At 65.0% G+C, this 22,357-nt stretch carries 20 protein-coding genes; 9 read left to right on the top strand and 11 right to left on the bottom strand.

What is annotated here, in order from left to right; all coding sequences use genetic code 11:
* Window positions 1-24: 24 nt before the first annotated feature.
* Together ACZY0B_RS03255 and ACZY0B_RS03250 are read right to left on the bottom strand one after the other, a co-directional pair.
* Window positions 25-1,428 carry a mechanosensitive ion channel domain-containing protein gene (locus tag ACZY0B_RS03255; RefSeq protein ID WP_463762543.1) on the bottom strand — a complete coding sequence of 468 codons (1,404 nt, stop codon included), beginning with the start codon at window positions 1,426-1,428 and terminating at the stop codon, window positions 25-27.
* Window positions 1,428-3,665: an adenylate/guanylate cyclase domain-containing protein gene (locus ACZY0B_RS03250; RefSeq protein ID WP_463762542.1), complete on the bottom strand. Its 2,238-nt coding sequence runs from the start codon at window positions 3,663-3,665 to the stop codon at window positions 1,428-1,430. Before ACZY0B_RS03250 ends, ACZY0B_RS03255 begins: the two co-directional genes overlap by 1 nt.
* 127 nt (window positions 3,666-3,792) lie before the next feature.
* Between ACZY0B_RS03250 and ACZY0B_RS03245 the strand changes: the two genes are divergently transcribed.
* Together ACZY0B_RS03245 and ACZY0B_RS03240 are read left to right on the top strand one after the other, a co-directional pair.
* The gene (locus ACZY0B_RS03245) at window positions 3,793-4,671 is read left to right on the top strand and encodes a ribokinase (protein WP_463762541.1); all 879 of its coding nucleotides are present in this window, start codon (window positions 3,793-3,795) and stop codon (window positions 4,669-4,671) included.
* A gap of 266 nt (window positions 4,672-4,937) precedes the next feature.
* On the top strand, window positions 4,938-5,345 hold the full coding sequence (locus tag ACZY0B_RS03240) for a hypothetical protein (RefSeq protein WP_463762540.1): 408 nt from the start codon (window positions 4,938-4,940) through the stop codon (window positions 5,343-5,345).
* Between the two features lie 51 nt (window positions 5,346-5,396).
* On the opposite strand, the gene ACZY0B_RS03235 is transcribed toward ACZY0B_RS03240, so the two are convergent.
* Window positions 5,397-7,439 (bottom strand): NAD(+) synthase, encoded by a 2,043-nt coding sequence (locus ACZY0B_RS03235; protein WP_463762539.1) that lies wholly within the window; start codon window positions 7,437-7,439, stop codon window positions 5,397-5,399.
* Window positions 7,440-7,497: 58 nt separating this feature from the next.
* Here ACZY0B_RS03235 and ACZY0B_RS03230 point away from each other — a divergent pair, with 58 nt between their 5' ends.
* The 5 genes from ACZY0B_RS03230 to ACZY0B_RS03210 all read left to right on the top strand — a co-directional run bounded on the left by ACZY0B_RS03230 (window position 7,498) and on the right by ACZY0B_RS03210 (window position 11,255).
* Window positions 7,498-8,037 (top strand): cysteine hydrolase family protein, encoded by a 540-nt coding sequence (locus ACZY0B_RS03230; protein WP_463762538.1) that lies wholly within the window; start codon window positions 7,498-7,500, stop codon window positions 8,035-8,037.
* Between the two features lie 132 nt (window positions 8,038-8,169).
* On the top strand, window positions 8,170-8,490 hold the full coding sequence (locus ACZY0B_RS03225) for a hypothetical protein (RefSeq protein WP_463762537.1): 321 nt from the start codon (window positions 8,170-8,172) through the stop codon (window positions 8,488-8,490).
* A 3-nt stretch (window positions 8,491-8,493) separates the two neighbouring features.
* A complete protein-coding gene (locus tag ACZY0B_RS03220) occupies window positions 8,494-9,723 on the top strand; it encodes a hypothetical protein (RefSeq protein WP_463762536.1) in 1,230 nt (409 codons plus the stop codon).
* A 28-nt stretch (window positions 9,724-9,751) separates the two neighbouring features.
* On the top strand, window positions 9,752-10,141 hold the full coding sequence (locus ACZY0B_RS03215) for a hypothetical protein (RefSeq protein ID WP_463762535.1): 390 nt from the start codon (window positions 9,752-9,754) through the stop codon (window positions 10,139-10,141).
* A gap of 682 nt (window positions 10,142-10,823) precedes the next feature.
* Window positions 10,824-11,255: a CHAP domain-containing protein gene (locus tag ACZY0B_RS03210; RefSeq protein ID WP_463762534.1), complete on the top strand. Its 432-nt coding sequence runs from the start codon at window positions 10,824-10,826 to the stop codon at window positions 11,253-11,255.
* A 77-nt stretch (window positions 11,256-11,332) separates the two neighbouring features.
* Here ACZY0B_RS03210 and ACZY0B_RS03205 read toward each other — a convergent pair whose 3' ends face one another.
* Window positions 11,333-12,256: an SAM-dependent methyltransferase gene (locus tag ACZY0B_RS03205; protein WP_463762533.1), complete on the bottom strand. Its 924-nt coding sequence runs from the start codon at window positions 12,254-12,256 to the stop codon at window positions 11,333-11,335.
* A 123-nt stretch (window positions 12,257-12,379) separates the two neighbouring features.
* Between ACZY0B_RS03205 and ACZY0B_RS03200 the strand changes: the two genes are divergently transcribed.
* Entirely contained in the window at window positions 12,380-13,225 is an 846-nt protein-coding gene (locus tag ACZY0B_RS03200; RefSeq protein WP_463762532.1) for an NAD-dependent protein deacetylase, read from the top strand.
* On the opposite strand, the gene ACZY0B_RS03195 is transcribed toward ACZY0B_RS03200, so the two are convergent.
* Window positions 13,222-14,490 carry a cytochrome P450 gene (locus ACZY0B_RS03195; protein ID WP_463762531.1) on the bottom strand — a complete coding sequence of 423 codons (1,269 nt, stop codon included), beginning with the start codon at window positions 14,488-14,490 and terminating at the stop codon, window positions 13,222-13,224. The two genes, ACZY0B_RS03200 and ACZY0B_RS03195, sit on opposite strands and share 4 nt — an antisense overlap.
* Before the next feature lie 103 nt (window positions 14,491-14,593).
* On the opposite strand from ACZY0B_RS03195, the gene ACZY0B_RS03190 reads away from it, so the two are divergent.
* On the top strand, window positions 14,594-15,238 hold the full coding sequence (locus ACZY0B_RS03190) for a TetR/AcrR family transcriptional regulator (RefSeq protein WP_463762530.1): 645 nt from the start codon (window positions 14,594-14,596) through the stop codon (window positions 15,236-15,238).
* 2 nt (window positions 15,239-15,240) lie between these two features.
* Here the strand turns inward: ACZY0B_RS03190 and proB are convergent, their stop codons facing one another.
* The 6 genes from proB to ndk form a co-directional block, all read right to left on the bottom strand.
* Window positions 15,241-16,344 carry a glutamate 5-kinase gene (gene proB, locus ACZY0B_RS03185; protein WP_463762529.1) on the bottom strand — a complete coding sequence of 368 codons (1,104 nt, stop codon included), beginning with the start codon at window positions 16,342-16,344 and terminating at the stop codon, window positions 15,241-15,243.
* Complete coding sequence (gene obgE / locus ACZY0B_RS03180) at window positions 16,341-17,783, bottom strand: GTPase ObgE (RefSeq protein ID WP_463762528.1); 1,443 nt, start codon at window positions 17,781-17,783, stop codon at window positions 16,341-16,343. The genes proB and obgE overlap by 4 nt, the downstream gene beginning before the upstream one ends.
* A 42-nt stretch (window positions 17,784-17,825) precedes the next feature.
* Window positions 17,826-18,092, bottom strand: a complete 267-nt coding sequence (gene rpmA, locus ACZY0B_RS03175) for a 50S ribosomal protein L27 (RefSeq protein WP_463762527.1) — start codon at window positions 18,090-18,092, stop codon at window positions 17,826-17,828.
* 14 nt (window positions 18,093-18,106) lie between these two features.
* Window positions 18,107-18,418 (bottom strand): 50S ribosomal protein L21, encoded by a 312-nt coding sequence (gene rplU, locus ACZY0B_RS03170; RefSeq protein ID WP_108921670.1) that lies wholly within the window; start codon window positions 18,416-18,418, stop codon window positions 18,107-18,109.
* 321 nt (window positions 18,419-18,739) lie between these two features.
* Window positions 18,740-21,604 (bottom strand): ribonuclease E, encoded by a 2,865-nt coding sequence (rne, locus tag ACZY0B_RS03165; protein ID WP_463762526.1) that lies wholly within the window; start codon window positions 21,602-21,604, stop codon window positions 18,740-18,742.
* A 317-nt stretch (window positions 21,605-21,921) separates the two neighbouring features.
* Window positions 21,922-22,332, bottom strand: coding sequence for a nucleoside-diphosphate kinase (ndk, locus tag ACZY0B_RS03160; protein ID WP_463762525.1), 411 nt, complete (start codon window positions 22,330-22,332; stop codon window positions 21,922-21,924).
* Window positions 22,333-22,357 lie beyond the last annotated feature (25 nt).

The following is a 22,357-nucleotide window of genomic DNA, read 5'->3' as shown; positions in this document are numbered from 1 at the left end:
AGGCGGGCCGTGCCACGGTCTGGGTCAACCTACCCGCTCACCGCGTTCCGCCATTCGCACTTTGCTTTGCCGCTCTTCCAGAATGTTGCCAAAGTCCTGCAGCAGCAACGGTTCACGCATCACCAGACCCTCGAGGTGTTCGCGATCGATCTCCAACGCGGTGACCTCTTCCAGTGCATAGGCGCTCGCCAGGTTGGGTTGACGGGTCAGCGCGGTCAGCCCCAAGAATGAGCCCTCCTCCAACGTGCTGATCGGCACCACCGATCCGTCCTCGGTCGTGGCCATCATGCGCACCCGCCCCGCAACGATGAATGTCATCCCCGCGGGCACCTGACCGGCGTATTCCACGATTTCGTCCGCTCCATAGCGGACGATCCGCGCACTTGAGTTCAGCGACTGCTGATCGGCGATGCTGAGCCGCATCACCGGCGCCACCACGGTGCGCAACGCGTGCTGCACCCGCTCCCGCGTCGAGTAGTCGTCATCGGCGTCATCGAGGTGCAGCTCCGCCCGCCGCGAGGCGTACCAGATCCAGCGCAGAAACGTTGATCGCGCAGCGCCGTCGTCGGCCGGTGAGTGCAACCCAATGCTCGTCGAGTACTCGCCGCCCCCGGTGGGGACCGAGCGCGGCACGCTGCCGGCCTTGAGGTGCGGCAGCGAGCTGGCGACACGCGACAGCATCGCGCACACCTGATCGGGCGGATCGGCGGTCGAAAACGTGGTCTTCATCGTCAATTTGTGCGTGCCCGGCGGACGGCTCAGATTCGTGAACGAGGTGCTGGCCAACACCGAGTTCGGGGTGATCCGCGTTCCGGTGCCGGTCTGGATGTGCACGGCGCGCCAGTTCACCTCGACGACCCGTCCGCGCTCATTGGACGTGTCGAGCCAATCGTTGATACGGAAAGGCTGCTCGAACAACATGAACAGGCCCGACACGACCTGGCCGACGGAGTTCTGCAGCATCAAACCGATGACGACCGACCCCACGCCCAACGCGGTGAACAGGCCGCCGACCCGGACACCCCAGATGAAAGAAAGGATCAGTGTCACCCCGACGCCGATCAGGGCGAAGCGGGCAACATCAAGGAAGATCGTGGGTAATCGTTTGCGCCAGCTGTCTTCGGGGGCGCCTTCGAACACCGTGGCGTTGAGGCCAGACAGCATCACCACCAACACCAACACGCCAAACACCGTGCTCAGGATTCGCACCACGCCGCCTGCGGCGGATACCTGGGCGGTCTTGACCAGCAACAGCAATAGCGCACCCAGCGGTAGCAGGTAATTGCGTAACAGCCCAACTTGGCGGGCCAGCCGGTTATGTCTGCGAATGAGAACGTGGTGCAGCTCGGTGAGCAGGATTACCCCGACCGGAAATCCCAGCGCAACGCCAACAGCCCAGTAGAACCAAGAGGAGTGGAACGTGTTCATCATCGCTCCGAAAGCCGATAGATCGCCTGATCAGTTCCACTGACCGAAATCGTGCCAGCCGGCGTGAATTGCCGCACGTCCTGCAGCGCTTCGTAAACCTGCGAGGTGACATAAACGCCGGGCTGCGGTGCACCACTGTGCATTTGGTAGGCCAGACTTACCGCGGCGCCCCACATGTCGTACACAAGACTCGATCGGCCCACCAGCCCACTGACGACGTTGCCGGTGTTGATGCCGACTCGAAGCCGTAGCTCGTGTCCGGATCGGCCGTTAAACCGATCGATGATCTGGCGCATTTCGAGGGCGAATTCAACGCTTCGGTGAATGCTGTCCAGTCGCGGAGTGACTACCCCGCAGCTGGCGAGATAGCCATTGTGGAAGGTACGAATCCGCTCGACGCCAAGGGCTTCGGCCGCCGCATCGAATTGTCGGAACAGATCGTCGACGATCTCGATGAGTTCGTCGCCGGACAGTTCGGTGGAGATCTCATCGAGCCCAACGATGTCGGCGAAGATGATGGTGACATCCTGATGTTTTTGCGAGATGGTCTCCTGACCCTCCCGGTATCGTTGCGCAACCGACTCGGGCATGAGCGCTAACAACAGGCGGTCGTTTTCCTTGCGCTGCTCGGCGAGCAACTCGTCCTTGATCGCCAGATTTCGGCTCATTTCGTTGAAAGCCGCAGTGAGATCACCGATTTCGTCGCGCGACGTCACCGGGATGCTGACTTCGTAGTCGCCAGAACTGATCTTTTGCGTTCCGGTTTGCAACCGCCGGACCGGCCGCAACATGACCTGGGCGAGCAGCATCGCGGCGACGCACACGGCGAAAATCATCGCCGAGACGCCAACGACGAGCGTTTTACTGAACCGGCCCAGCCGGGCATAGGCAGCGGAGTCGTCACGTGTCACCAGGAGCGACCAATGCAGATCGGAATTCCGCACGTTCAACGGGGTAAAGGCTTGCATCTCCTTGTTACCCGTGTAGTCGGTGTCGGTGACGGTGCCGGTCTGTCCGCGTTGGGCGGCGCGCAGCCCCGCGCCCGGAACCGGCTGGACCAGGATCGTGGTACCCAACTCGAGCGCCCTGTTCACGACGTCGGGCGGAGTTCCGGCAGCCACGGCCTCGCGCCGATACTCCTCCGGGTCTTCCAGGAACAAGCGTGAATCGGAACGCATCAAATCGTCGGGGCCCGCCAAATACGACTCGGTCGCCGAGCCCATGCCGGCGCTTTGCCACTGCTTGTCGGCGGTCATGATCCTGTTGATCTTCGGGGTCGGCAGGGGCCACGCCATCACGCCGTCAACTTTTCCGTTGAGACCGACCGGCGACACCACCCATCCCGTGGGGGCAGCCAATGCCGGCTGATACGACTGGAAGTCGGTGATCCAGACGAAGTCGACGTCGTTGGAACGCAAGGCTTTCTGGTATGCATCGCGCAGCTTGGATCCACTGTATGGACCAGTGAGAATATTTGTGCCGAGGTCGGGGCCCTTGTTCACGGAATACACGACATTGCCCTGCGTATCGAGCAACAGCACGTCGCGGTAATCGAAGCGGGTGACGATGCCGCGCATGTAGAAGTCGAAGCGGGCATTCGCCGCCGACCAGGCGCTGCCATCACCGGCATCCTCTACGGGCAACGCGCCCGCACTCGGCCTCGGGGGTGCGGTGTAATACGCCTGAACGTATTTCTGCGAGTTGGAACTCGGCAGCACCGCGTTGAGATCGATGCTCTCGCCGGTGATCCGCTTGATCGGTTTGATCATGTCGGTGTCGTAGTAATTCACCAGCGCCTGCTGCTGGGCGGGACTGATCGTCGAGTTGGCCAATTGGTTAAAGCCCGCGGTGAACGACTCCAATGCCTGAACAATGCTGAACCCGCCGCTGTAGACGATCAGCGAATTCGTCATTTGCCTGAAAAGCGCCTCCAACTCCCGCTTCTGCGACTCGCGCAATTCGGTCAGCCGGTCGGCCTCGACCTGCCGCAGCGCGTTGCGCCCCGACACGGCCCCGATCAGGCCAACCACCGACACCGACAAGATGCTGCAGATCAACAGCGTCATCAACAGCTTGGACTGGATCCCAACCCGAATAAAGCGTCGACGGCGCGACTTCGGAGTCTTCGGAATCTCGCCCTGTTGCGCCGACGCCTCCGGAGCCGGGTCGGATTCTGCGGCGGATTCTGGGGCGGTTTTGGAGGCCGGTTTGGCGTCCGTTCGCTCGCTCGATGTCAACGCAGCCCACTTTCCGCGATCCAAGCATCGCTAACGCTGCAGACTAGCGCGCGGACAGCGCGATATTGGCGTTTGCGCCGTTCGACTCAGGCCAAAATGCAGGGCAGACGCGACTAACGTCGGCGAGATGGCACGGGTATGCGTGGTGGGCAGCGTCAACATGGACATCACGTGCGACGTCGAGGCCCTGCCACGCCCGGGCGAGACGGTGCTCGCGTCGTCATTGAGTTACGCGCCCGGCGGCAAGGGTGGCAACCAGGCCGTGGCCGCGGCACGCGCCGGGGCGCGTGTGCAATTCGTCGGCGCGGTCGGCGACGACGCCGCGGCCGAATCGTTGCGGGCGCATCTGTTGGCCAATGGCGTTGGGCTGGACGCGACCGTTGCAGTACCCGGCCCCAGTGGTACCGCGATCGTCGTGGTCGACGCCGGTGCGGAGAACACGATCGTGGTGGCGCCGGGCGCCAACGGGCAGCTGACCCTGACCACCGCGGCCACGCGGGCGGTCGTCGCCGACTGCGATGTGTTGTTGACCCAGTTGGAGATTCCGATCGCTACCGCGGTGGCCGCGGCACGCGAGGCAAAAACGGGCGGGGCAGTCGTCATCGTCAACGCGTCACCGGGCGGCCAGGAGCCAAGCGCGCTGACTGAACTGGCGGAGCTCGCCGACGTGGTCATCGCCAACGAAGCCGAAGCTGAGGAATGGCCCTGGCGGCCAAGCTATTTGGTGACTACATTGAGTGCCCGCGGCGCCCGTTGCGCCAGTTCCGACGACGAGTTCTGGGTGCCCGCGCCGGCGGTCAACGCGGTGGACACCACCGGCGCCGGCGACGTCTTCGCCGGAGTCCTGGCGGCGAACTGGCCCCGCGACCCGGGTTCGCGCGCCGAGCGGCTGGCGGCGCTGCAGCGGGCCTGCACCGCGGGGGCACTAGCGACGCTGGTACCCGGAGCCGGAGACTGCGCGCCGGATGCCGAAGCCATCGACGCGGCGCTGCCCGGGCCGACGTGATGAACACCGCCGTCATTGCCCTGGTGCTCGGCATGCACTGGCCCGAGGCAGTTCGCGAGCCTAACGCCACTGCGAATTTGGGGCCCATTTTTCGCCGTGGCGTTAGGCTCGCAGCCGGCGCCCGCCCCCAGCTCACGGCAAGCGGGGACATCTCCCGCACCCGCTGGCCTGCGGTTGGCAGTGGTTGGCAGCGTCTGGCGTCGATCTGGCAGTGGTTTCCGAGCAACGTCAGTCGCATCGGAACCACCCAACCAGAAAGGAACGTCATGTCCGCCACCACTCTTGACCGCAAAGGCACTCGCGACGGTTTGCTTCGCTTCGCGATGCGCGCCGACGCCGCCATCAGCGGCCTGGTCGGCCTGGCCGGCGCGCCGCTGGCCGGCTGGCTGGCCACGACATCCGGCACCACGAAGGCGTTCGAGTACGGCATGGCCACGTTCTTGATCAGTTACGGCGTGCTCGTGTTCGGCCTGGCCGCACTTCCGTCGGTGCGCCGCGCCGGCATGGCCGTCGTGCTCGGCAATCTGATCTACACGGTGGCTGCCGTCGTTCTGGTGCTCGCGGATGTCTTCCCGTTGACCGCCACCGGCGTGATTATCACCTTGGGATCCGGCATCTACACACTGTTCTTCGCCGAGCTGCAATACCAGGGCTGGCGCCGGGCGAGGACATAGCCCGTTGCCGCTGGGGCCCGCTCGGCAATGCCGGGCGGGCTTCGAGCGGCGCTAGTCTTCGGGCACCTCGCGGTCGATCTCGTCGAGCCAAATGCGCGCGGACATGTCCGACGGTGCGCGCCAGTCTCCGCGTGGCGACAGCGCACCGCCGTGGGAAACCTTGGGGCCGTTGGGCAATGCCGAGCGTTTGAACTGACTGAACGAGTAGAACCGCTGCACGAAGGTCTGCAGCCAGTGCCGGATCTCCTTGAGCGGGTACGACGGCCGCTTGTCTTCGGGGAATCCGGCCGGCCAGCTCCCCCGCTCGGGATCGCTCCAGGCGTGCCACGCCAAAAACGCGATCTTCGACGGCCGGAATCCATAGCGCAGCACATAGAACAACGAAAAGTCTTGCAGGGCAAACGGCCCGACCTTCGCCTCACTGCTCTGCAGCTCTTCTTCCTCGCCAGTCGGGACGAGTTCGGGAGTGATCTCGGTGTCGAGCACCGACTGCAAGACCGCGTCGACGTCCGACTCGAACTGCCCCGACGCGATGACCCAGCGGATCAGATGCTGAATCAGCGTCTTGGGCACCCCGCCGTTGACGTTGTAGTGCGACATCTGGTCGCCGACACCGTATGTCGACCAGCCCAAGCCCAACTCGGAGAGATCGCCGGTACCCAACACGATCCCACCACGCTGATTGGCCAGCCGAAACAGATAGTCCGTGCGCAGACCGGCCTGGACGTTCTCGAACGTGACGTCATAGACCTTCTCGCCCTGGGCGAACGGATGATCCATCTCCTTGAGCATCAGCTTCGCGGTGTCCCGGATGTCGATCTCGGCGAAGGTCACACCCAGCGCGCGGCACAGCTCGATCGCATTGCGTTTGGTGCGCTCGCCCGTCGCGAAGCCCGGTAGCGTGAACGCCAGAATGTCGCTGCGCGGCCGGTTTTCGCGGTCCATGGCGTGCGCGGCGACGATCAGCGCGTGCGTCGAGTCCAGCCCGCCGGACACCCCGATGACGACCTTCGGGAAGTTCAGCGAGCGCAGCCGCTGTTCGAGCCCGGACACCTGGATGTTGTAGGCCTCGTAGCAATCCTGTTGCAGCCGTTGCGGATCGGCGGGGACGAACGGGAAACGCTCGATCGTTCGCCGTAGTCCGATGTCGCCGGCTGGCGGGTCGAGTCGAAACTCGATGCGCCGGAACGACTCCGTCAACGGCCGGTGATGGCGCCGGTTGTCGTCGAAAGTGCCCATCCGCAGCCGCTCCGAGCGCAACAGCCCGGTGTCGACGTCGGCCACCGAACGACGCTCACCCTTCGGGAAGCGCTCGGATTCGGCCAGCAGTACCCCGTTTTCGAAGATCATGGTCTGCCCGTCCCAGGCCAGGTCTGTCGTCGATTCGCCCTCCCCCGCGGCGGCATAGACGTAGGCGGCCAGGCATCGCGACGATGCCGAACGGGCCAGCAGCGCGCGGTCTTCGGCCCGCCCGATCGTGATCGGGCTGCCGGACATGTTCGCCAGCACCGTCGCACCGGCCAGCGCCGCTTGGGCACTGGGCGGGATCGGCACGAACATGTCCTCGCAGATTTCGACGTGCAGCACGAAATCGGGAAAGTCGGACGCCCCGAACAGCAGATCGGGTCCGAAGGGCGCCTCGATGTCGCCGATGCGGATGGTGCCGTGCTCGTCGTCACCGGCGGCGATTTGGCGGCGCTCGTAGAACTCGCGATAGGTGGGCAGGTACGACTTGGGCGCCACCCCCAGCACCACCCCGCGGTGGATGACCACCGCGGCGTTGTAGATGCGCTGCCGGTAACGCAGCGGCGCGCCCACGACGAGGACAGGCAGCAGATCGGCCGAATTCTCGACGACGTCGGCCAGGGCGGCTTCGACGTCGTCGAGCAGGAGGTCCTGCAGGACGATGTCCTCGATCGAGTAACCGGACAGCGTCAACTCGGGGAAGACGGCCAGCGCGACACCCTCGTCGTGGCACTCGCCGGCCAACCGCAACACCGAGGCAGCATTGGCCGCCGGATCGCCGAGCGTGGTGTGGTGCGTACACGCGGCGACCCGGACGAAACCGTGGCTGTAGCTGTTGTAAAAGTCCATCGCCCTTCCATTGTCGCGCAACCAGTGTCAACAAGTATTCGCCGGGTATCACTCCAGCATGAGCGAAATCGCTGTGCTGGTGGTCGACATGATGAACAGCTATCGGCATGCCGACGCCGAAGTACTGGTACCCAATGTCGGCAAAATCATCGATCCGCTGGCTGATTTGGTCAGCCGCGCGCGTGAATCCGACGACGTAGACCTGATTTATGTCAACGACAACTACGGGGATTTCACTGCCCAGTTCACCGACCTCGTGGAATCCGCATGCAACGGCGCACGTCCCGATCTGGTGGAGCCGATCGTGCCGGCCCAGGGCAGTCGGCTGCTGACGAAGGTCCGCCACAGCGCGTTCTATTCGACGTCGCTGGAGTACCTACTCAATCGTCTCGGCACCCACCGGTTGATCCTGACCGGCCAGGTCACCGAACAGTGCATCCTCTACACCGCGCTCGACGCCTACGTGCGCCATCTGCAGGTCGTGGTTCCGACGGATGCCGTCGCTGGCATCGACGGAGAGCTCGGTGCGGCGGCGCTGAAGATGATGGAGCAGAACATGTCTGCCGAGCTGACGACGGCGGCGGACTGCCTCGGGTGAGGATCGCCCGCGCACGAATCTGTCGTTGCCCCAGCGGTATTCGTCAAAGGCACGTTTCGTGCAACTAACGCCGCGTAAAGGCATCTGATGGCAAAGCGTAGCGGCGCCGCTGACCGACTAGCTTATTGCCGCGTGAGCTTTAAACTAGGCGAGGTGGCGGACGTGCTGCGAGTCAGCAATGAGGGGCTGCAGGTACTGGCAGCGCATTGCGACGGTGTGTCCGCAGGTTTGGTAGCAGCGACTCCGCTACCCAGTGCGGGCCTACCAACCCAGGCGACCTCTGGCGCCGTTGGCGCCGCGTATGTGGCCATCGACGGGGTGATCACGACCCTGGCAGGGCGAGCGCAGACAAGTGCAGTCAAAGCCGCCGCAGCGGGCGCCGGCTTTGCCGCCCGCGACGCCGCCGGCGCTCAGAGCGTCGCCGCTCTCGGTGCCTCGATCGCCCAGGTGTGACCAGTGGCCGGGGTCGTGGGCGTCGGTGCGCCCAGCTTGTCGGAGATTCAAGCGTGGGACGTCACGCACCTGGAAAACGCAGCCAGGGACTGGGCCGCTACTGCCCAGCATTGGGAAACATCGTTTACCTCGATTCATCGGGCTTCGGTGTCCCCGGGCGGGACGGTCTGGGAAGGCATTGCGGCCGAGGCGGCACAGGAACGCGCCTTCGCCGATCTCGTGAAAGTACGGGGATTGGCTGATGTCCTGCACGAATCCGCAGCGATAGCGCGCCGGGGCGCCGAGACCCTCTATTCCGCCAAGCAGAGCGTGCTGGATGCGGTCAGGGACGCGAGCTCCGCCGGTTATGTGGTGGGCGAAGAACTGTCGGTATCGCCGTCGCGGGGTGGTGCGGTTGCTCAAGCGCAAGCGCAGGTGTACGCCGCGAGGATCCAGGAACGCGCTGTCCAGCTAGCCGCCCACGATCAAGAGATCGCCGCCAAAATCAGCGCCACCACCGCACCGCTTCGCGCGGTGACCTTCCCCGAACCGCCATCCGCGCCCCGCGACAACAAGCCGAAAATTCAAGCCGTTGATCAGCACACGTTCAAAGACGCTCCGAATCCGGAACCCAACCCGCCGCCGGGCGGTTGGAGCAGCGACCCGTTAATGCGGGCGGCACAGAAAATCGCCTACGGGCACGCCAGTGCGCCCGACGGACACTTGGGCCAGTTCCCCGGGATGACTAAGGACCAACTTGCCGACCTGATACATGACATGTTCACCCGTGATCCGAAGGACCTGATCGTTGGCAGGGCTAGAGACGGTGCGCCGGTGCTGTACGACCCGAAAAACAATGTGATTGTGATCCGTGATCCGGGCGGCCTCGACTGCGGAACAGTGTTTAAGCCAGACAACGGTATCGGGTACGTGTTGGGCGACGAGGCTAACCATCCAAAGATTGTCGCCCGCGAACCATCCATTCCGCCCGGACAACTTTCTGATGGTCCACTTCCGAAAGCCGTCGAGCCCCCACGGACTGCGCCAGCCGAATCCGCCCCCTCCGCACCACGATCCCCAGTTGAGGTGCAACCCGCACCCAGGCCACAAGCACCGTCGATCAAGGAAGGACCGACGGTTGCCGGTGGACCCGGAGCACCCTTTGGCCCCACCTTGGCGCCACCCCCGCACTGGCACGGACCGCACGTCCTCGGCGACGCCGGCGAAGATCCCTGGGAGGACGATCACCATTGATCTCCGAACACCCAGTTAGGCTGAGATTATGACCGCGACGGAGCTCACCGACATCGAGCTAACCGACGATGAGCGCGACCTCCTTTCCCACGGGCTCAACGAATACGGCGGGTCGATTCATTACAAACCGGTGATGACCCGAGCTCTAGGGCTGCCAGACCGTGCCAGCTTCGATGCCCTTCTCGACCGGCTCAGGAGAGCCATCGGGCGGAAGGAACCGCTGTCCAAGCTTGACTGGGCCCGCGCGGTCTTTCTCACCGAAGTTTCGTGGGCGAGCAACTTGGTTGGCTCCGGCCTAGATTTCAGATCCAACTTCCACGATGACGAAGCAGCTCCGTTAATGCGCTCCATCCAATGGAAGGTCGGTCGCTATGGCGTCGGAGGAAATTTGCTAATTCCCGAGCAAGCTGACCGGTAAGGCTAATAGCACCGGCTGCTCGGCGACGAAGAACTCGCTAGACGTACTCGTCGAGCGAAATCACCAGCGTCCTCGCAGGGGTGGATAGATCGACGTAATGGTGACCCCGACCAGGACGCTTACTCATCTCCGTCAACGACTCAATAATTTCGTGCGCTTTTGCGCCGTCAAGGTGCCACACCACCAAGCGGCCTTATTGTGGAACTCGATGTTTGATGCCCTGCGCTCGATGAGGAGCTGTTGAATCGTTGTCTCGACGTCTCAGTGAGACACCCCCTCTTGCTCCGCTTGCATCAGCGCGCGAGGAAGATATTCATCCCTTCGGTGTCCAAGGCCAACAACACCGCATCCTCGCCAAAGTAGAACCCCTCAGCCAGACCTACACGGACCAGGGACATGCCTTCATGGTTCCCGACCGTCGAATGGGATCGCAATCAGCGAATCGGATACGAGCGCCTAAAACTTGGCATCGGAATGAACGAACTGCGCGCTGACCTCGCCGGCGCTGAAGTGGCACCAGAAACCGACGTTGTGAAACGAATTCTGGTCGCCGAGCGATAACAGGAAGGTAACGGGTTGGCATACCGCTGCGACAAGGGACTTCAGCGAGGGGAAGCGTATGAAGACCAAGGGGGTTGTGGCTGCAGTCGCCGTGGGCAGCGCACTCTCACTGGGACCTTCGATGGCTACCGCACCAGCCAACGGGGATCCGGCAGCGACCATAGGCCGCACGATCGACCACAACCCGCTCAGCGACTACGAGGGCTACTGCACTTGGGGGGCCCAAGAACAGATACACGTCCATACCGGCTACTACATCAAGGCGCTCACCGGCAATGCCGAGACCTGGGCCAACCAGGCCGAAGCGGCAGGCTGGACAGTGGTGAGCGAAGCGCAGCCCCACTCGATCGCCGTCTTCAGCAGCTCGCTCGTCGGCGGTGTCGGACACGTCGCCTGGGTCGATGCCGTCAATGGCAACAGCATCACGATCACCGAAATGAACACCGGTTACGGGGCCACTGCGTCCAACGGATACCGCACCACAGGTTTCCACGAATTCGACACGCGCACCGTCGCACAAGCCCCGGGGATGAGCTACATCCTGATCCCCTGAAATGTCGCACCGTGACGGACGGTGGGTCGGGCTGACCACCCGAGCGTCTCTGACACAGTGCCGGTATCCGCAAGCGGCTAGGACGCGCCACCGTGCGTCGCTTCGCTGCGGCCGCCGACGGCGGCGTCGCCAACTTCCCCGCAGACCATCCTCCACCACGGTTTGATGTAGCGGTGTTTGCCGTGCGGTTCGAAGTAGCGGCTCATCAGCTCTTGTGCTCCCACGTCGACCACGTTCTGGAAGCCCCGCGAGGTAAGGAATTCGGGCGCTTGGCCCTCGTCGATCCCGAAAGTCAGCGGCTCGCTGGTGCGGCTCATTTTGGCGAACTCGTTCGCCGCCCCACGCAGCGTGCACGTGCCCTCCACCACCGAGCGCAGGATGTAATCGAACACGATCGCGCTGCCCGGCGCGGCACTGGCCATCACAAAGCCCAGAATCTCATCCACCGCCGCCAGATCGAGGTAGGGCGTCACACCTTCCCACAGAAACACCGTCGGGCGCGTCGTGCGGTAGCCACACCCCAGCAGCTTGTCGGCAAGCTTGTCCACCGTGAAATCCACCGCAACGTAGGCCACGTTGGCCGGGATCTCGCCGAAGCTAGCAACAACCTTGGCCTGCTTGACCGTGGACGTCGCAGGATGATCCACCTCGAACACCTGCACACCACCCAGCCGATCGGCAAACCGGTAGGGCCGCGAATCGAACCCGGCGCCCAGTATCACCAGCTGCTCAGCCCCGCCCGCCAGCTGTTGCTGCAAGAAATCGTCGAAATAACGAGTACGAGCGATGACGTAGTAATGATGTCCGGCGTAGCGCCGTTCGATCAGTCCCTCCACCGCATCCCGAAAAGGCCGACCCCATAGCAGCATTCGGTATTTCGCGCCGAGAAATCGTTCCGCCAACGGATCGGAGCAGATCCGCTCGGCAGCAGGTTTGCAGGTCTCGATCGCTCGTGACAGCGCCATCTGCTCCGCGGTGGCACTAGATCGAGTCGCTTTCATAGTGCTCGACACTAATTTATGGTTGACCGGGCCCGGTCGGTGACCGTAAAGCGCCTCGACTGCGACGGGGGTCGGCGGCAACACTCAACACGGACTGACTTGTTAGTCCGTACTCTCGAATACGTGACAGGGCGCCCCGAATCTCCGGAACTTGTCGCGCTGTTGGCCGGACGCCGGATCGCGGTACTGACCGGCGCGGGCATTTCCACCGACTCGGGCATTCCCGACTACCGGGGTCCTGATTCGCCGCCGAGCAACCCGATGACCATCCGCCAGTTCACCTCGGATGCCGCATTCCGGCAACGGTATTGGGCGCGCAACCATGTCGGTTGGCGCCATATGGACGAGACTCAGCCGAACGCCGGACATCGGGCGCTCGCGGCACTGGAGCACGCCGCGGTGGTGACGGGCGTGATCACCCAGAACGTCGACCTGCTGCACACCAAGGCCGGCAGCCAGAACGTGATCAATCTGCACGGCACCTACGCGCAGGTGATCTGCCTGGGCTGCGGCCACATCATGAGCCGGGCCGCACTCGCCGAGGAACTCGAGGCACTCAACCCCGGATTCATCGAGCACGCCGAGGCGATCGGTGGGCTGGCGGTGGCTCCCGATGCCGATGCCGTCGTCGCCGATACCACGTCGTTCCAGTATCTCGACTGCCCGCGCTGCTCCGGCATGCTTAAGCCGGATATCGTCTACTTTGGCGAAAGTGTGCCTAAAGAAACTGTGGCGCAAGCTTTTTCACTGGTCGATCAGGCCGAGGCGCTGCTGGTCGCGGGCTCGTCGCTGACCGTATTCTCCGGCTACCGGTTCGTGCGGCACGCCGCCGCACGCGGCATCCCGGTCGCCATCGTCAACCGCGGCCCCACCCGTGGCGATGACCTGGCTACCGTCAAGCTCGACGGGTGGTGCTCCGAATTGCTGGCGCTGCTTTCCGATGAGCTGGCGCCGCTGCCGTTGCGCTAAAACGTGCAGGGCAGGCTGCGCACCGCGTGCACGAAGTTGCCCGCCACGTACGTCGCATCGCTTGCCTGAATCTCGGGCAGCTGACCCAACAGCTCACCGAAAATCGCGCGCAGTTGCGCGCGTGCGACGTGGGCGCCGAGGCAGAAATGCAGTCCGCCCCCGCCGAACCCGACATGAGGATTGGGGCTGCGGCTCAGGTCGAATCGCTCCGGATGATCGAACGCCTCGGTATCCCAATTGGCGGACGGATAGAACATCACCACCTTCTCCCCCGCGGCGATGTTCTGGCCCCCAAGTTCGAAATCGGTTGCCGCCGTGCGACGGAAGGTCATTACCGGTGTCGCCCAACGAATGAACTCCTCGACCGCGACACCGATCCGGTTCTCGTAATCTGCTAGCAGCCAAGCCCTTTGGTCCGGGAAGTCGGTGAGCGCTTTCATGGTGTGGCTGATGGTCTGCCGGGTGGTGTCATTGGCCGCCACCGACAGCAACACGAAGAAGGCGGCCACCTCGGCGTCGGTCAGCCGGTCGCCATCCACCTCCGCGTGCACCAGGCTGCTGATCAGGTCTTCGCCCGGGTTCTCACGGCGCTCTGCGGCGAGAGTGCCGACGACCTGGTGAAGGTACATCTGCTGTTCGAAGATGACTTCCAGTGCGGGGCGCCCTTGCAGGGAGTCGGGATCGGCCCACGACACCATCGCGTCGGTGGCGTGCGCCATGCGCTCACGCTCGGAATCCGGAATCCCCACCATGTCCGAAAGCGTGCGGATGGGAAGCTCCTTGGCGCAGTGATCGACGAAATCCGCGCCGCTACCGGCTTCGCGAAGCTCTTCGACGATGGCCTTGGCATTCGCCTGGATCGATTCCTCGATGCGGCGCACCTGCCGCGGCGTGAATGCGGCATGGGCGAGCTTGCGCAACTTGGTGTGCCGTGGGGGGTCCATCGCCAGGAAGGATTGCGATGCCTCGAGCAGCTCGACCGGAATGCTCTCGAACATCACCCCCTTACCGGACAGGAACACCTCGCTGTCGCGACTGACCGTGACGATGTCCGCGCGCCGGGTGACCGCCCAATAGCCGGGATCGTCGGGGTCCGGCATCAGGGAATCCTCGACCGGAGGATGCCAGCTGACCGGCCGCTCGGCCCGCAGCTGCGCAAACGAGCGCTCCCGGTCGGCGGCCGTCGTCGACCAGAACGCACGCGAGGACAGATCAATCGCGTCGTAGGTGCGGGGGCGGCCAGACCGCCCGGTCAGCACTGCCATCGTTGGTCCTCCGTCACGTGGCCGCCGGTCATGAACTGTGTCGAACAGTATGCCTAGACAGCATGTCTAGTCAACATGTTGAATGGTCGGTTATGCTCGGCAAATGCCGTCCGTCACCCGCAAGCCGCAGCCCAAGCGCGAGCACACGCGCCAGCAGCGGCGTGAGGAGATGGAGCGCCGGCTGCTCGACGCCACCGAGCGGCTGATGCGCGGCGGGGCCAGTTTCACCGAACTCAGCGTGGACCGGCTGTCGACGGAGGCCGGTATCTCGCGGGCGAGCTTCTACATCTACTTCGAGGACAAGGGTCACCTGCTGCGCCGGCTCGCCGGCCAGGTATTCGCCGATCTGGCCGAGAGCGCGAATCGCTGGTGGAGCGTGGCGGGGCGGCACGATCCCGCCGACGTCCGCGCGGCGATGACGAGCCTCGTTGCCAGCTATCGCCGCCATCAGCCGGTGCTTGTCGCGCTCAACGAAATGGCCGCCTACGACGCGGTGGTGGGCGCGACTTACCGCAATCTGTTGACCGCGATCACCGGGCGCCTGACCCGGGTCATCGAGGCCGGCCAGGCCGACGGTTCGATCCGCCCGGGGTTACCCGCAGCCAGCACGGCCAGCGCACTGACCTGGATGGCCGAGCGAGCCTGCCAGCAGAATCTTCCGGGCGCGCCGGATTCCTACGATGCCGAGCTGGCCACGACGTTAGCCGAAATTGTCTGGGCCACTTTGTATCTCGAGACCGCGTACTGACCTCAGACCGCCACCAAGTCATCGGCATGTACCGCGGGCCGGCGCAGCTCGTCGGGCAGCTCCGAGGTCGACCTGCCCATCATGGTCGCGAGCTCCGCGACGTCATAGGCGACCACACCGCGGGCCACCATGGTCGCGTCCGGTGCGTGCAATTCGACGACATCTCCGGCGTAGAACCGGCCCGACACCGCGGTGATACCCGCGGCCAGCAGCGAGCGACGTCGGGCCAGCACCGCATGTACCGCGCCCTCATCGAGGCTCAGCGATCCGGTGGATTCGGCGGCATAGCGCACCCAGAACCGGCGGGCCGACATCCGCGCGGGCCTGGCGGCGAAGACCGTGCCCGACGAGGCGTCGGTGAGCGCCGTCGCGGCATCCGAAGCCGCCGCCAGCAGCACCGGCACCCCGGCGTCGGCGGCCAGTAGCGCCGAGGACATCTTCGACGCCATTCCCCCGGTACCCAATGCACTGCCCGGGCCGGCCACCACACCGTTGAGGTCCGAGGACGCCGCGACCTCGGGAATGAAGCGCGCCCCCTTGGTCTTTCGCGGGTCGGTGTCGTAAAGCCCGTCGATGTCGGAGAGCAGCACCAGGGCCTCGGCACCGACCAGGTGGGCCACCAGCGCCGACAGCCGGTCGTTGTCGCCGAACCGGATCTCGTTGGTGGCCACGGTGTCGTTTTCGTTGACGATCGCGACCGCGTGCAGCGCGCGCAGCCGGTCCAGCGTGCGCTGCGCGTTGGTGTGCTGGGCCCGCATCGAAATGTCATGCGCGCTCAGCAGCACCTGCCCGACTGTGCGGCCGTACCGGGCGAACGCGGCACTCCATGCGTTCACCAGCGCGACCTGACCCACGCTGGCTGCAGCCTGCTTGGTCGCCAGATCCTTTGGGCGACGCGATAATCCGAGTGGCTCGATGCCGGCAGCGATCGCGCCGGAGGACACGATGACGACATCGGTGCCCGCTTTCATCCGCGCCTCGATCGCATCGGCCAGCCCGGCCAGCCGGCCCCCGTCGAACACCCCGGACGGCGTGGTCAGCGCGTTGGTCCCGATCTTGACGACCAGACTGCGAGCGGTCCGGATGACTTCGCGATGAGCGCTCACGACTCGTCACCGCGTTCACGCCGCCGCCGCCGCGCGGCCTTGCGCTCGTCGGCGCCGACGCGTTCGTTGCGTTCCAGACGCACGTCGGTACCGCGGCCGGTCATCGTGACGTCGACCCCCGCGGGCGTCTGCGGCTCCCAGTCGAATGTCATGTCACCGATGGTCACCGCGCACCCGGGTTTGGCGCCCAGCTTTAGCAGCTCCTCCTCGACCCCCAGGCGCGCCAGGCGGTCGGCGAGATAGCCCACTGCTTCGTCGTTGTTGAAATCGGTCTGGCCGATCCAGCGCTGGGGACGTGCACCGGTCACGACGAAACCGCCCTCTCCGTCGGGCTCGACGGTGAAACCGCTGTCGTCGACGGGCACCGGGCGGATCACCGGGCGTCGCGCTACCGGCGCCGGACGCGCCGCGCTGTAGTCTTCGATCATCTGCCACAGCCCAAAGATCAACTGCTGCAACCCTTCCCGGGTTACCGTCGACACCAGGAACACCGGCCAGCCACGCTCGGCGATCTCGTCACGGACGAACTCGGCGAGCTCACGCGCCTCGGGAACGTCAATCTTGTTGAGTACCACCGCACGCGGCCGCTCGGCCAGGTCGACCAACGCCGCATCGCCCTGCAGTGTGGGCGTGTATGCGGCGAGTTCGGCTTCCAGCGCATCGATGTCGGAGATCGGGTCGCGGCCCGGATCTGCAGTAGCGCAGTCGACGACGTGCACCAGCACCGCGCACCGCTCGATGTGCCGCAGGAAATCCAGGCCCAGGCCGCGGCCCTCGGACGCGCCCGGGATCAAGCCGGGTACGTCGGCGACCGTGAACGAATGCTCGCCGGCCGAGACGACACCGAGGTTGGGGACCAGTGTGGTGAACGGGTAATCGGCGACCTTGGGTTTGGCCGCCGAGATCACCGATACCAGCGACGACTTTCCCGCCGAAGGAAAACCGACCAGTCCGGCATCGGCAACGGTTTTGAGTTCGAGGGTGAGGTCGCGGGCCTGGCCGGGCTCACCCAGCAGCGCGAAGCCGGGCGCCTTGCGGGCACGAGACGCGAGCGCCGCGTTGCCCAGCCCGCCGCGGCCGCCCGCGGCGGCGTCGAAGCGGGTGCCCGTACCGACCAAATCGGCCAGCAGACGGCCGTTTTCGTCCAGCACGACAGTGCCGTCGGGGACTTTGACTTCCAGGTCCGTACCGCTGGCGCCGTCGCGGTTGCTGCCCATCCCCTGCTTGCCCGCAGGCGCGGTGACATGCGGACGGAAATGGAAGTCCAGCAGGGTGTGCACGGCGGGGTCCACGACGAAGACAATGCTGCCGCCACGGCCGCCGTTGCCACCGTCGGGGCCGCCGAGCGGCTTGAACTTTTCGCGATGGACCGACGCGCAGCCGTTACCGCCGGAACCCGCACGCGCGTGGATGACGACCCGATCGATAAACCGAGGCATCGGGGTTCCCCTTAATCACGGGTGAATGCGCACCCGCGACGCTCAGTCGGAGCTCTGCCCGGCCGTGACGATGCTGATGGTCTTACGCCCGCGCTTGATGCCGAACTCGACGGCGCCGGCTTCCTTGGCGAACAACGTGTCGTCGCCGCCACGGCCGACGTTCACGCCGGGGTGAAAGTGGGTGCCACGCTGGCGGACGATGATCTCGCCGGCCTTGACGACCTGGCCGCCGAACCGCTTGACGCCAAGCCGCTGAGCGTTGGAGTCGCGACCGTTGCGCGAGCTGGAAGCGCCCTTCTTGTGTGCCATGTCTGTCGCCTCCGCTACTTGATTCCGGTGACCTTCAGGACCGTCAACCGCTGACGGTGGCCCTGACGCTTGTGGTAGCCGGTCTTGTTCTTGAACTTGTGGATACGGATCTTCGGGCCCTTGGTGTGCTCGAGCACCTCGCCCGTCACCGCGACCTTGGCCAGCGCGGCGGCGTCGGAGGTGACGGTGGCACCGTCGACAACCAGCGCGACCGGCAGCGACACCTTGGCGCCGGGCTCGGATTCGAGCTTCTCGACCTTGACCACGTCACCGACGGCGACCTTGTACTGCTTGCCACCGGTCTTGACGATTGCGTAGGTCGCCATCGTTGCTCCTGCCTGTTCCTCACGTCTTCCGCGCGCGTGCAAGCTGCGATGCGCGTGGTGGGTCTGGGTTGCGGGTCTGCGCCGATTGCTCGGGAGTCCCGCTGTCGTCAGCCGAAGTCAGCTGCCCGGCTTGACGACAACTGTCCAAGGGTACGTGACCAGCGGCTACAGGGTCAAACCAGCACCCTGGCGAGCCGCGGACCCGCCGAGGCGGACAAACACGCAGCTCAAGGCCCGGTCAGCCCACCCAAGGGGCGGATTGTGGCAACGGAATAAAACGCCCTGTCCAGGCATTTGTCATCTGCTAGCTAAAAACTCCGGTTAGTCCGCGTGGACGGGTGGGCCGGCCGGCCGGCCCGCCGCGCGTCGCCGGCGATGACGTTCAAGACCCGAATCGCCGTCGGCCCCGTTCGTGTCGCCGGAATCCTCGTCGTCGTCGAGATCCTCGTCATCGTCGTCGTCGAGATCCTCGTCATCGTCGTCCTCGAGATCCTCGTCTTCGTCGTCCTCGAGGTCCTCGTCGTCATCGTCGAGGTCCTCGTCGTCATCGTCGAGGTCCTCGTCTACCGAGTCCTCTTCGTCGACGTCGTCGGTGTCCTGATCGGTGTCGTCGTCTTCGCCGTCGTCCTCGGTGTCCTCGAAGTCGTCCTGGTCGGTGTCGTCGAGGTCGGTGGCACCCTGCGCCTCGGTCTGCTCGTCGACCTCGGTGGTGATTTCTTCGCCGGCCTCGTCCGCGTCGTCGGATTCGCCGTCTTCGCGAGGGACCGTCGAGCCGGCGGCCATCGCCTTGAACATCGGATGCTCGCCCGGCGCATGCACGGGCACCTTGGCCACCGCGGGCTGCTCGGAGGGCTCTTCGGATCGGTTCTTCTTCGACCGCTTGCCTCGCCGACCGCCGGACTCCGACTTACGCCCCGGCGCCGGAGCCGAGTCGACCGGGTCGCCATGGAGCAGGATGCCGCGGCCCCCGCAGTTGGGACACGATGTCGAAAACGCCTCGATCAGACCGGTTCCCAGCCGTTTGCGGGTCAATTGCACCAGGCCCAGCGAGGTCACCTCGGACACCTGGTGACGGGTGCGGTCACGCGCCAGCGATTCGGTGAGGCGGCGCAGCACCAGGTCGCGGTTGGACTCGAGCACCATGTCGATGAAGTCGATGACCACGATGCCGCCGATGTCACGCAGCCGCAGTTGGCGCACGATCTCCTCGGCCGCCTCCAGGTTGTTCTTGGTGACCGTCTGCTCGAGGTTGCCCCCGGACCCAGTGAACTTGCCGGTGTTGACGTCGACCACCGTCATCGCCTCGGTCCGGTCGATGACCAGCGTGCCACCCGAGGGCAGCCACACCTTGCGCTCCATAGCCTTGGCCAGTTGCTCGTCGATGCGATGCACGGCGAACACGTCCGGCCCGGGTTGCCCTTCGGCTCCGGCGGGTGGCTCGTACTTCGTCAGCTTCGAAACAAGATCGGGCGCAACGGAATTCACGTATTCGTTGATGGTGCTCCACGCCTCGTCGCCGGCGACTATCAGGCCGGCGAAGTCCTCGTTAAACAGGTCGCGGATGACCTTGACCAACACGTCGGGCTCTTCGTAGAGCGCCACCGCCGCGCCGGCGGCCTTCTCCTTGGTCTCGACCGCCTTTGCCTCGATCTGTTCCCAGCGCTCCTGCAGTCGGGTGACGTCCCCGCGGATGTCGTCCTCTTTGACGCCCTCGGACGCGGTCCGGATGATCACCCCGGCGTTCGACGGCACCACCTCACGCAGGATCTCCTTGAGACGCTGGCGTTCGGTGTCGGGCAGCTTGCGGCTGATCCCAGTCGACGACGCACCCGGCACATAAACCAGATAGCGGCCGGCCAACGACACCTGCGTGGTCAGCCGCGCACCCTTGTGCCCGACCGGGTCCTTGCTGACCTGGACGAGGACATAGTCGCCCGGCTTGAGCGCCTTTTCGATCTTGCGCTCGGCGCCGCCCAGTCCAGCGGCTTCCCAGTTGACTTCGCCGGCGTACAGCACGCCGTTGCGGCCCCGACCGATGTCGACGAAGGCCGCCTCCATCGAGGGCAGCACGTTCTGCACGATGCCGAGGTAGATGTTGCCGACCAGCGACGCAGACGCCGCGGACGTGACGAAATGCTCGACGACGATGCCGTCTTCGAGCACCGCGATCTGGGTGTAGCGCGCACCAGGGTGCGGCGGGTCGGTGCGAACCCGGTCGCGCACCACCATGACCCGTTCGACGGCCTCGCGGCGCGCCAGGAATTCGGCCTCGGTCAGTACCGGCGGGCGACGCCGTCCGGCGTCACGCCCGTCGCGGCGCCGTTGCCGCTTGGCCTCCAGCCGTGTCGATCCGCTGATGCCCTTGATCTCGGCATTACTACTCGAGCCGTTGTTGCCGCCGCCATCGTCGGAGGAACCGGACTTGCCGCGCGGCGGTCGCTCGTGCACCACGGTGTTCGGCGGATCGTCCGGTGATGAGCCCTCGCCGTTGTCGTCACCCGAACCCGATTTGCGCCGACGGCGCCTGCGACGGCGCCTATTGCCGCCGTCCGAGGAGTCGTCGAGGCCGTCACCGTCATCGGCGTCATCCGAATCCTGGTCATCGGCATCGTCAGAGTCACCCGAGTCGGCGGATCTCGAGCCCCGCTGCTCGTCGTCGTCGTCGTCGTCCTGGTCCGATCCGCCCTGTTCACCGCGGCCGCGGCCACGTCCCCGCCGGCCCCGGCGCCGACGCCGGTTAGCCGGCCGATCGGCCTGCTCCTCGTCGTCGTCATCGTCGGAGTCGTCGGAGTCGTCGGTGTCAGCGCTGCTGTCGGCGCGGGCGTTGTCGTCATTGGCCATCGGTTGCGGCGCGACGAACAGCGGCATGTAGGCCGGGCGCTCGATCGCGGTCTCCAGCATCAGCCGGGACTCGGGTTCCGCGGGCGTGGGCCCTTCGGCGTTGCTGAAGGCCACGAAGTTCTCCGGCGGCCGGGGCGACAGCAGATCACGCACCCGAATCGCGTCCTCATAGTCCACGCCGGAATGCGCGCTGCGGACTCGTCCATCGAGTGCGCTCAGCGCGTCCAGCACGCGCTTACTGGTGGTTCCCAACGCGCGTGCGAGCGAATGGACTCTCAGTCGGTCCGGTAGGTCTTCCTGGGCCGGCGTTGTTGAAGGGTCTGAAGTTTGGTCACCGTCTATCACGTATTCTCCTCAAGCCCCCGGGCGCGTCATATCGACGCGGCCACGCGAGGGCTTCGCTATGTACCCGGGTCACTTCTCCCGGACTTGTGATGGTCTCGCCCCGAGCGACTCGGCTAGAACCAACTCGGCGCCGTGCTGAATGTCGGCCTGACATGCGGCGCTACATCGCGAGCTGGCAATGGTCGCGCTTGTCTAAGTCTTCATTCGGGTGTCTGACGCCGGTCCGGCGACGTTCACCCTGTGTCAGTATCCCACATCACGCCGCAGGCCCAAACGAGTCTGACCTGGAATCCGGCAATGCGGTCCGGGGTCGGGGCCTAAGCGCCCGGAAACCATAGCGCGATCTCGCGCTTGGCCGAATCGATCGAGTCGGATCCGTGCACCAGATTGAGCTGCGTTTCCAGCCCGAAATCGCCGCGAATCGTGCCGGGCGTGGCCTTCTCCACCGGGTCGGTACCCCCGGCGAGCTGCCGAAATGCCGCAATCGCCCGCGGTCCCTCGACGATCGCCGCCACAACCGGTCCCGACGTAATGAAGTCGAGCAACGATTCGAAGAACGGCTTGCCCTCATGCTCGGCGTAGTGCTGGGTGGCCAGCTTCTTGCTCACGCCGCGCAGCTCGAGCGCCACGATGGCCAGCCCCTTGCGCTCGATGCGGCTGATGATCTCGCCGATCAGCCGGCGCTCGACACCGTCGGGCTTGATCAGTACCAGGGTCCGTTCCGTCACGGCGCACAGCGTACAGAACCATTCA

It is taken from the genome of Mycobacterium sp. IDUB_19 (assembly GCF_055419445.1).
This window is presented reverse-complemented; position numbering and strand designations above follow the sequence as displayed.

Excerpts from the sequence above, each read along its gene's own strand:
- rplU (WP_108921670.1), bottom strand. The coding sequence starts at position 18,418 with ATGGCGACCTACGCAATCGTCAAGACCGGTGGCAAGCAGTACAAGGTC.
- ACZY0B_RS03255 (WP_463762543.1), bottom strand. The coding sequence starts at position 1,428 with ATGAACACGTTCCACTCCTCTTGGTTCTACTGGGCTGTTGGCGTTGCG.
- ACZY0B_RS03205 (WP_463762533.1), bottom strand. The coding sequence starts at position 12,256 with ATGAAAGCGACTCGATCTAGTGCCACCGCGGAGCAGATGGCGCTGTCA.
- ACZY0B_RS03230 (WP_463762538.1), top strand. The coding sequence starts at position 7,498 with ATGAGCGAAATCGCTGTGCTGGTGGTCGACATGATGAACAGCTATCGG.
- rpmA (WP_463762527.1), bottom strand. The coding sequence starts at position 18,092 with ATGGCACACAAGAAGGGCGCTTCCAGCTCGCGCAACGGTCGCGACTCC.
- ACZY0B_RS03195 (WP_463762531.1), bottom strand. The coding sequence starts at position 14,490 with ATGGCAGTGCTGACCGGGCGGTCTGGCCGCCCCCGCACCTACGACGCG.
- obgE (WP_463762528.1), bottom strand. The coding sequence starts at position 17,783 with ATGCCTCGGTTTATCGATCGGGTCGTCATCCACGCGCGTGCGGGTTCC.
- ACZY0B_RS03235 (WP_463762539.1), bottom strand. The coding sequence starts at position 7,439 with ATGGACTTTTACAACAGCTACAGCCACGGTTTCGTCCGGGTCGCCGCG.
- ACZY0B_RS03240 (WP_463762540.1), top strand. The coding sequence starts at position 4,938 with ATGTCCGCCACCACTCTTGACCGCAAAGGCACTCGCGACGGTTTGCTT.
- ACZY0B_RS03215 (WP_463762535.1), top strand. The coding sequence starts at position 9,752 with ATGACCGCGACGGAGCTCACCGACATCGAGCTAACCGACGATGAGCGC.
- ACZY0B_RS03210 (WP_463762534.1), top strand. The coding sequence starts at position 10,824 with ATGGCTACCGCACCAGCCAACGGGGATCCGGCAGCGACCATAGGCCGC.
- ACZY0B_RS03245 (WP_463762541.1), top strand. The coding sequence starts at position 3,793 with ATGGCACGGGTATGCGTGGTGGGCAGCGTCAACATGGACATCACGTGC.
- ACZY0B_RS03190 (WP_463762530.1), top strand. The coding sequence starts at position 14,594 with ATGCCGTCCGTCACCCGCAAGCCGCAGCCCAAGCGCGAGCACACGCGC.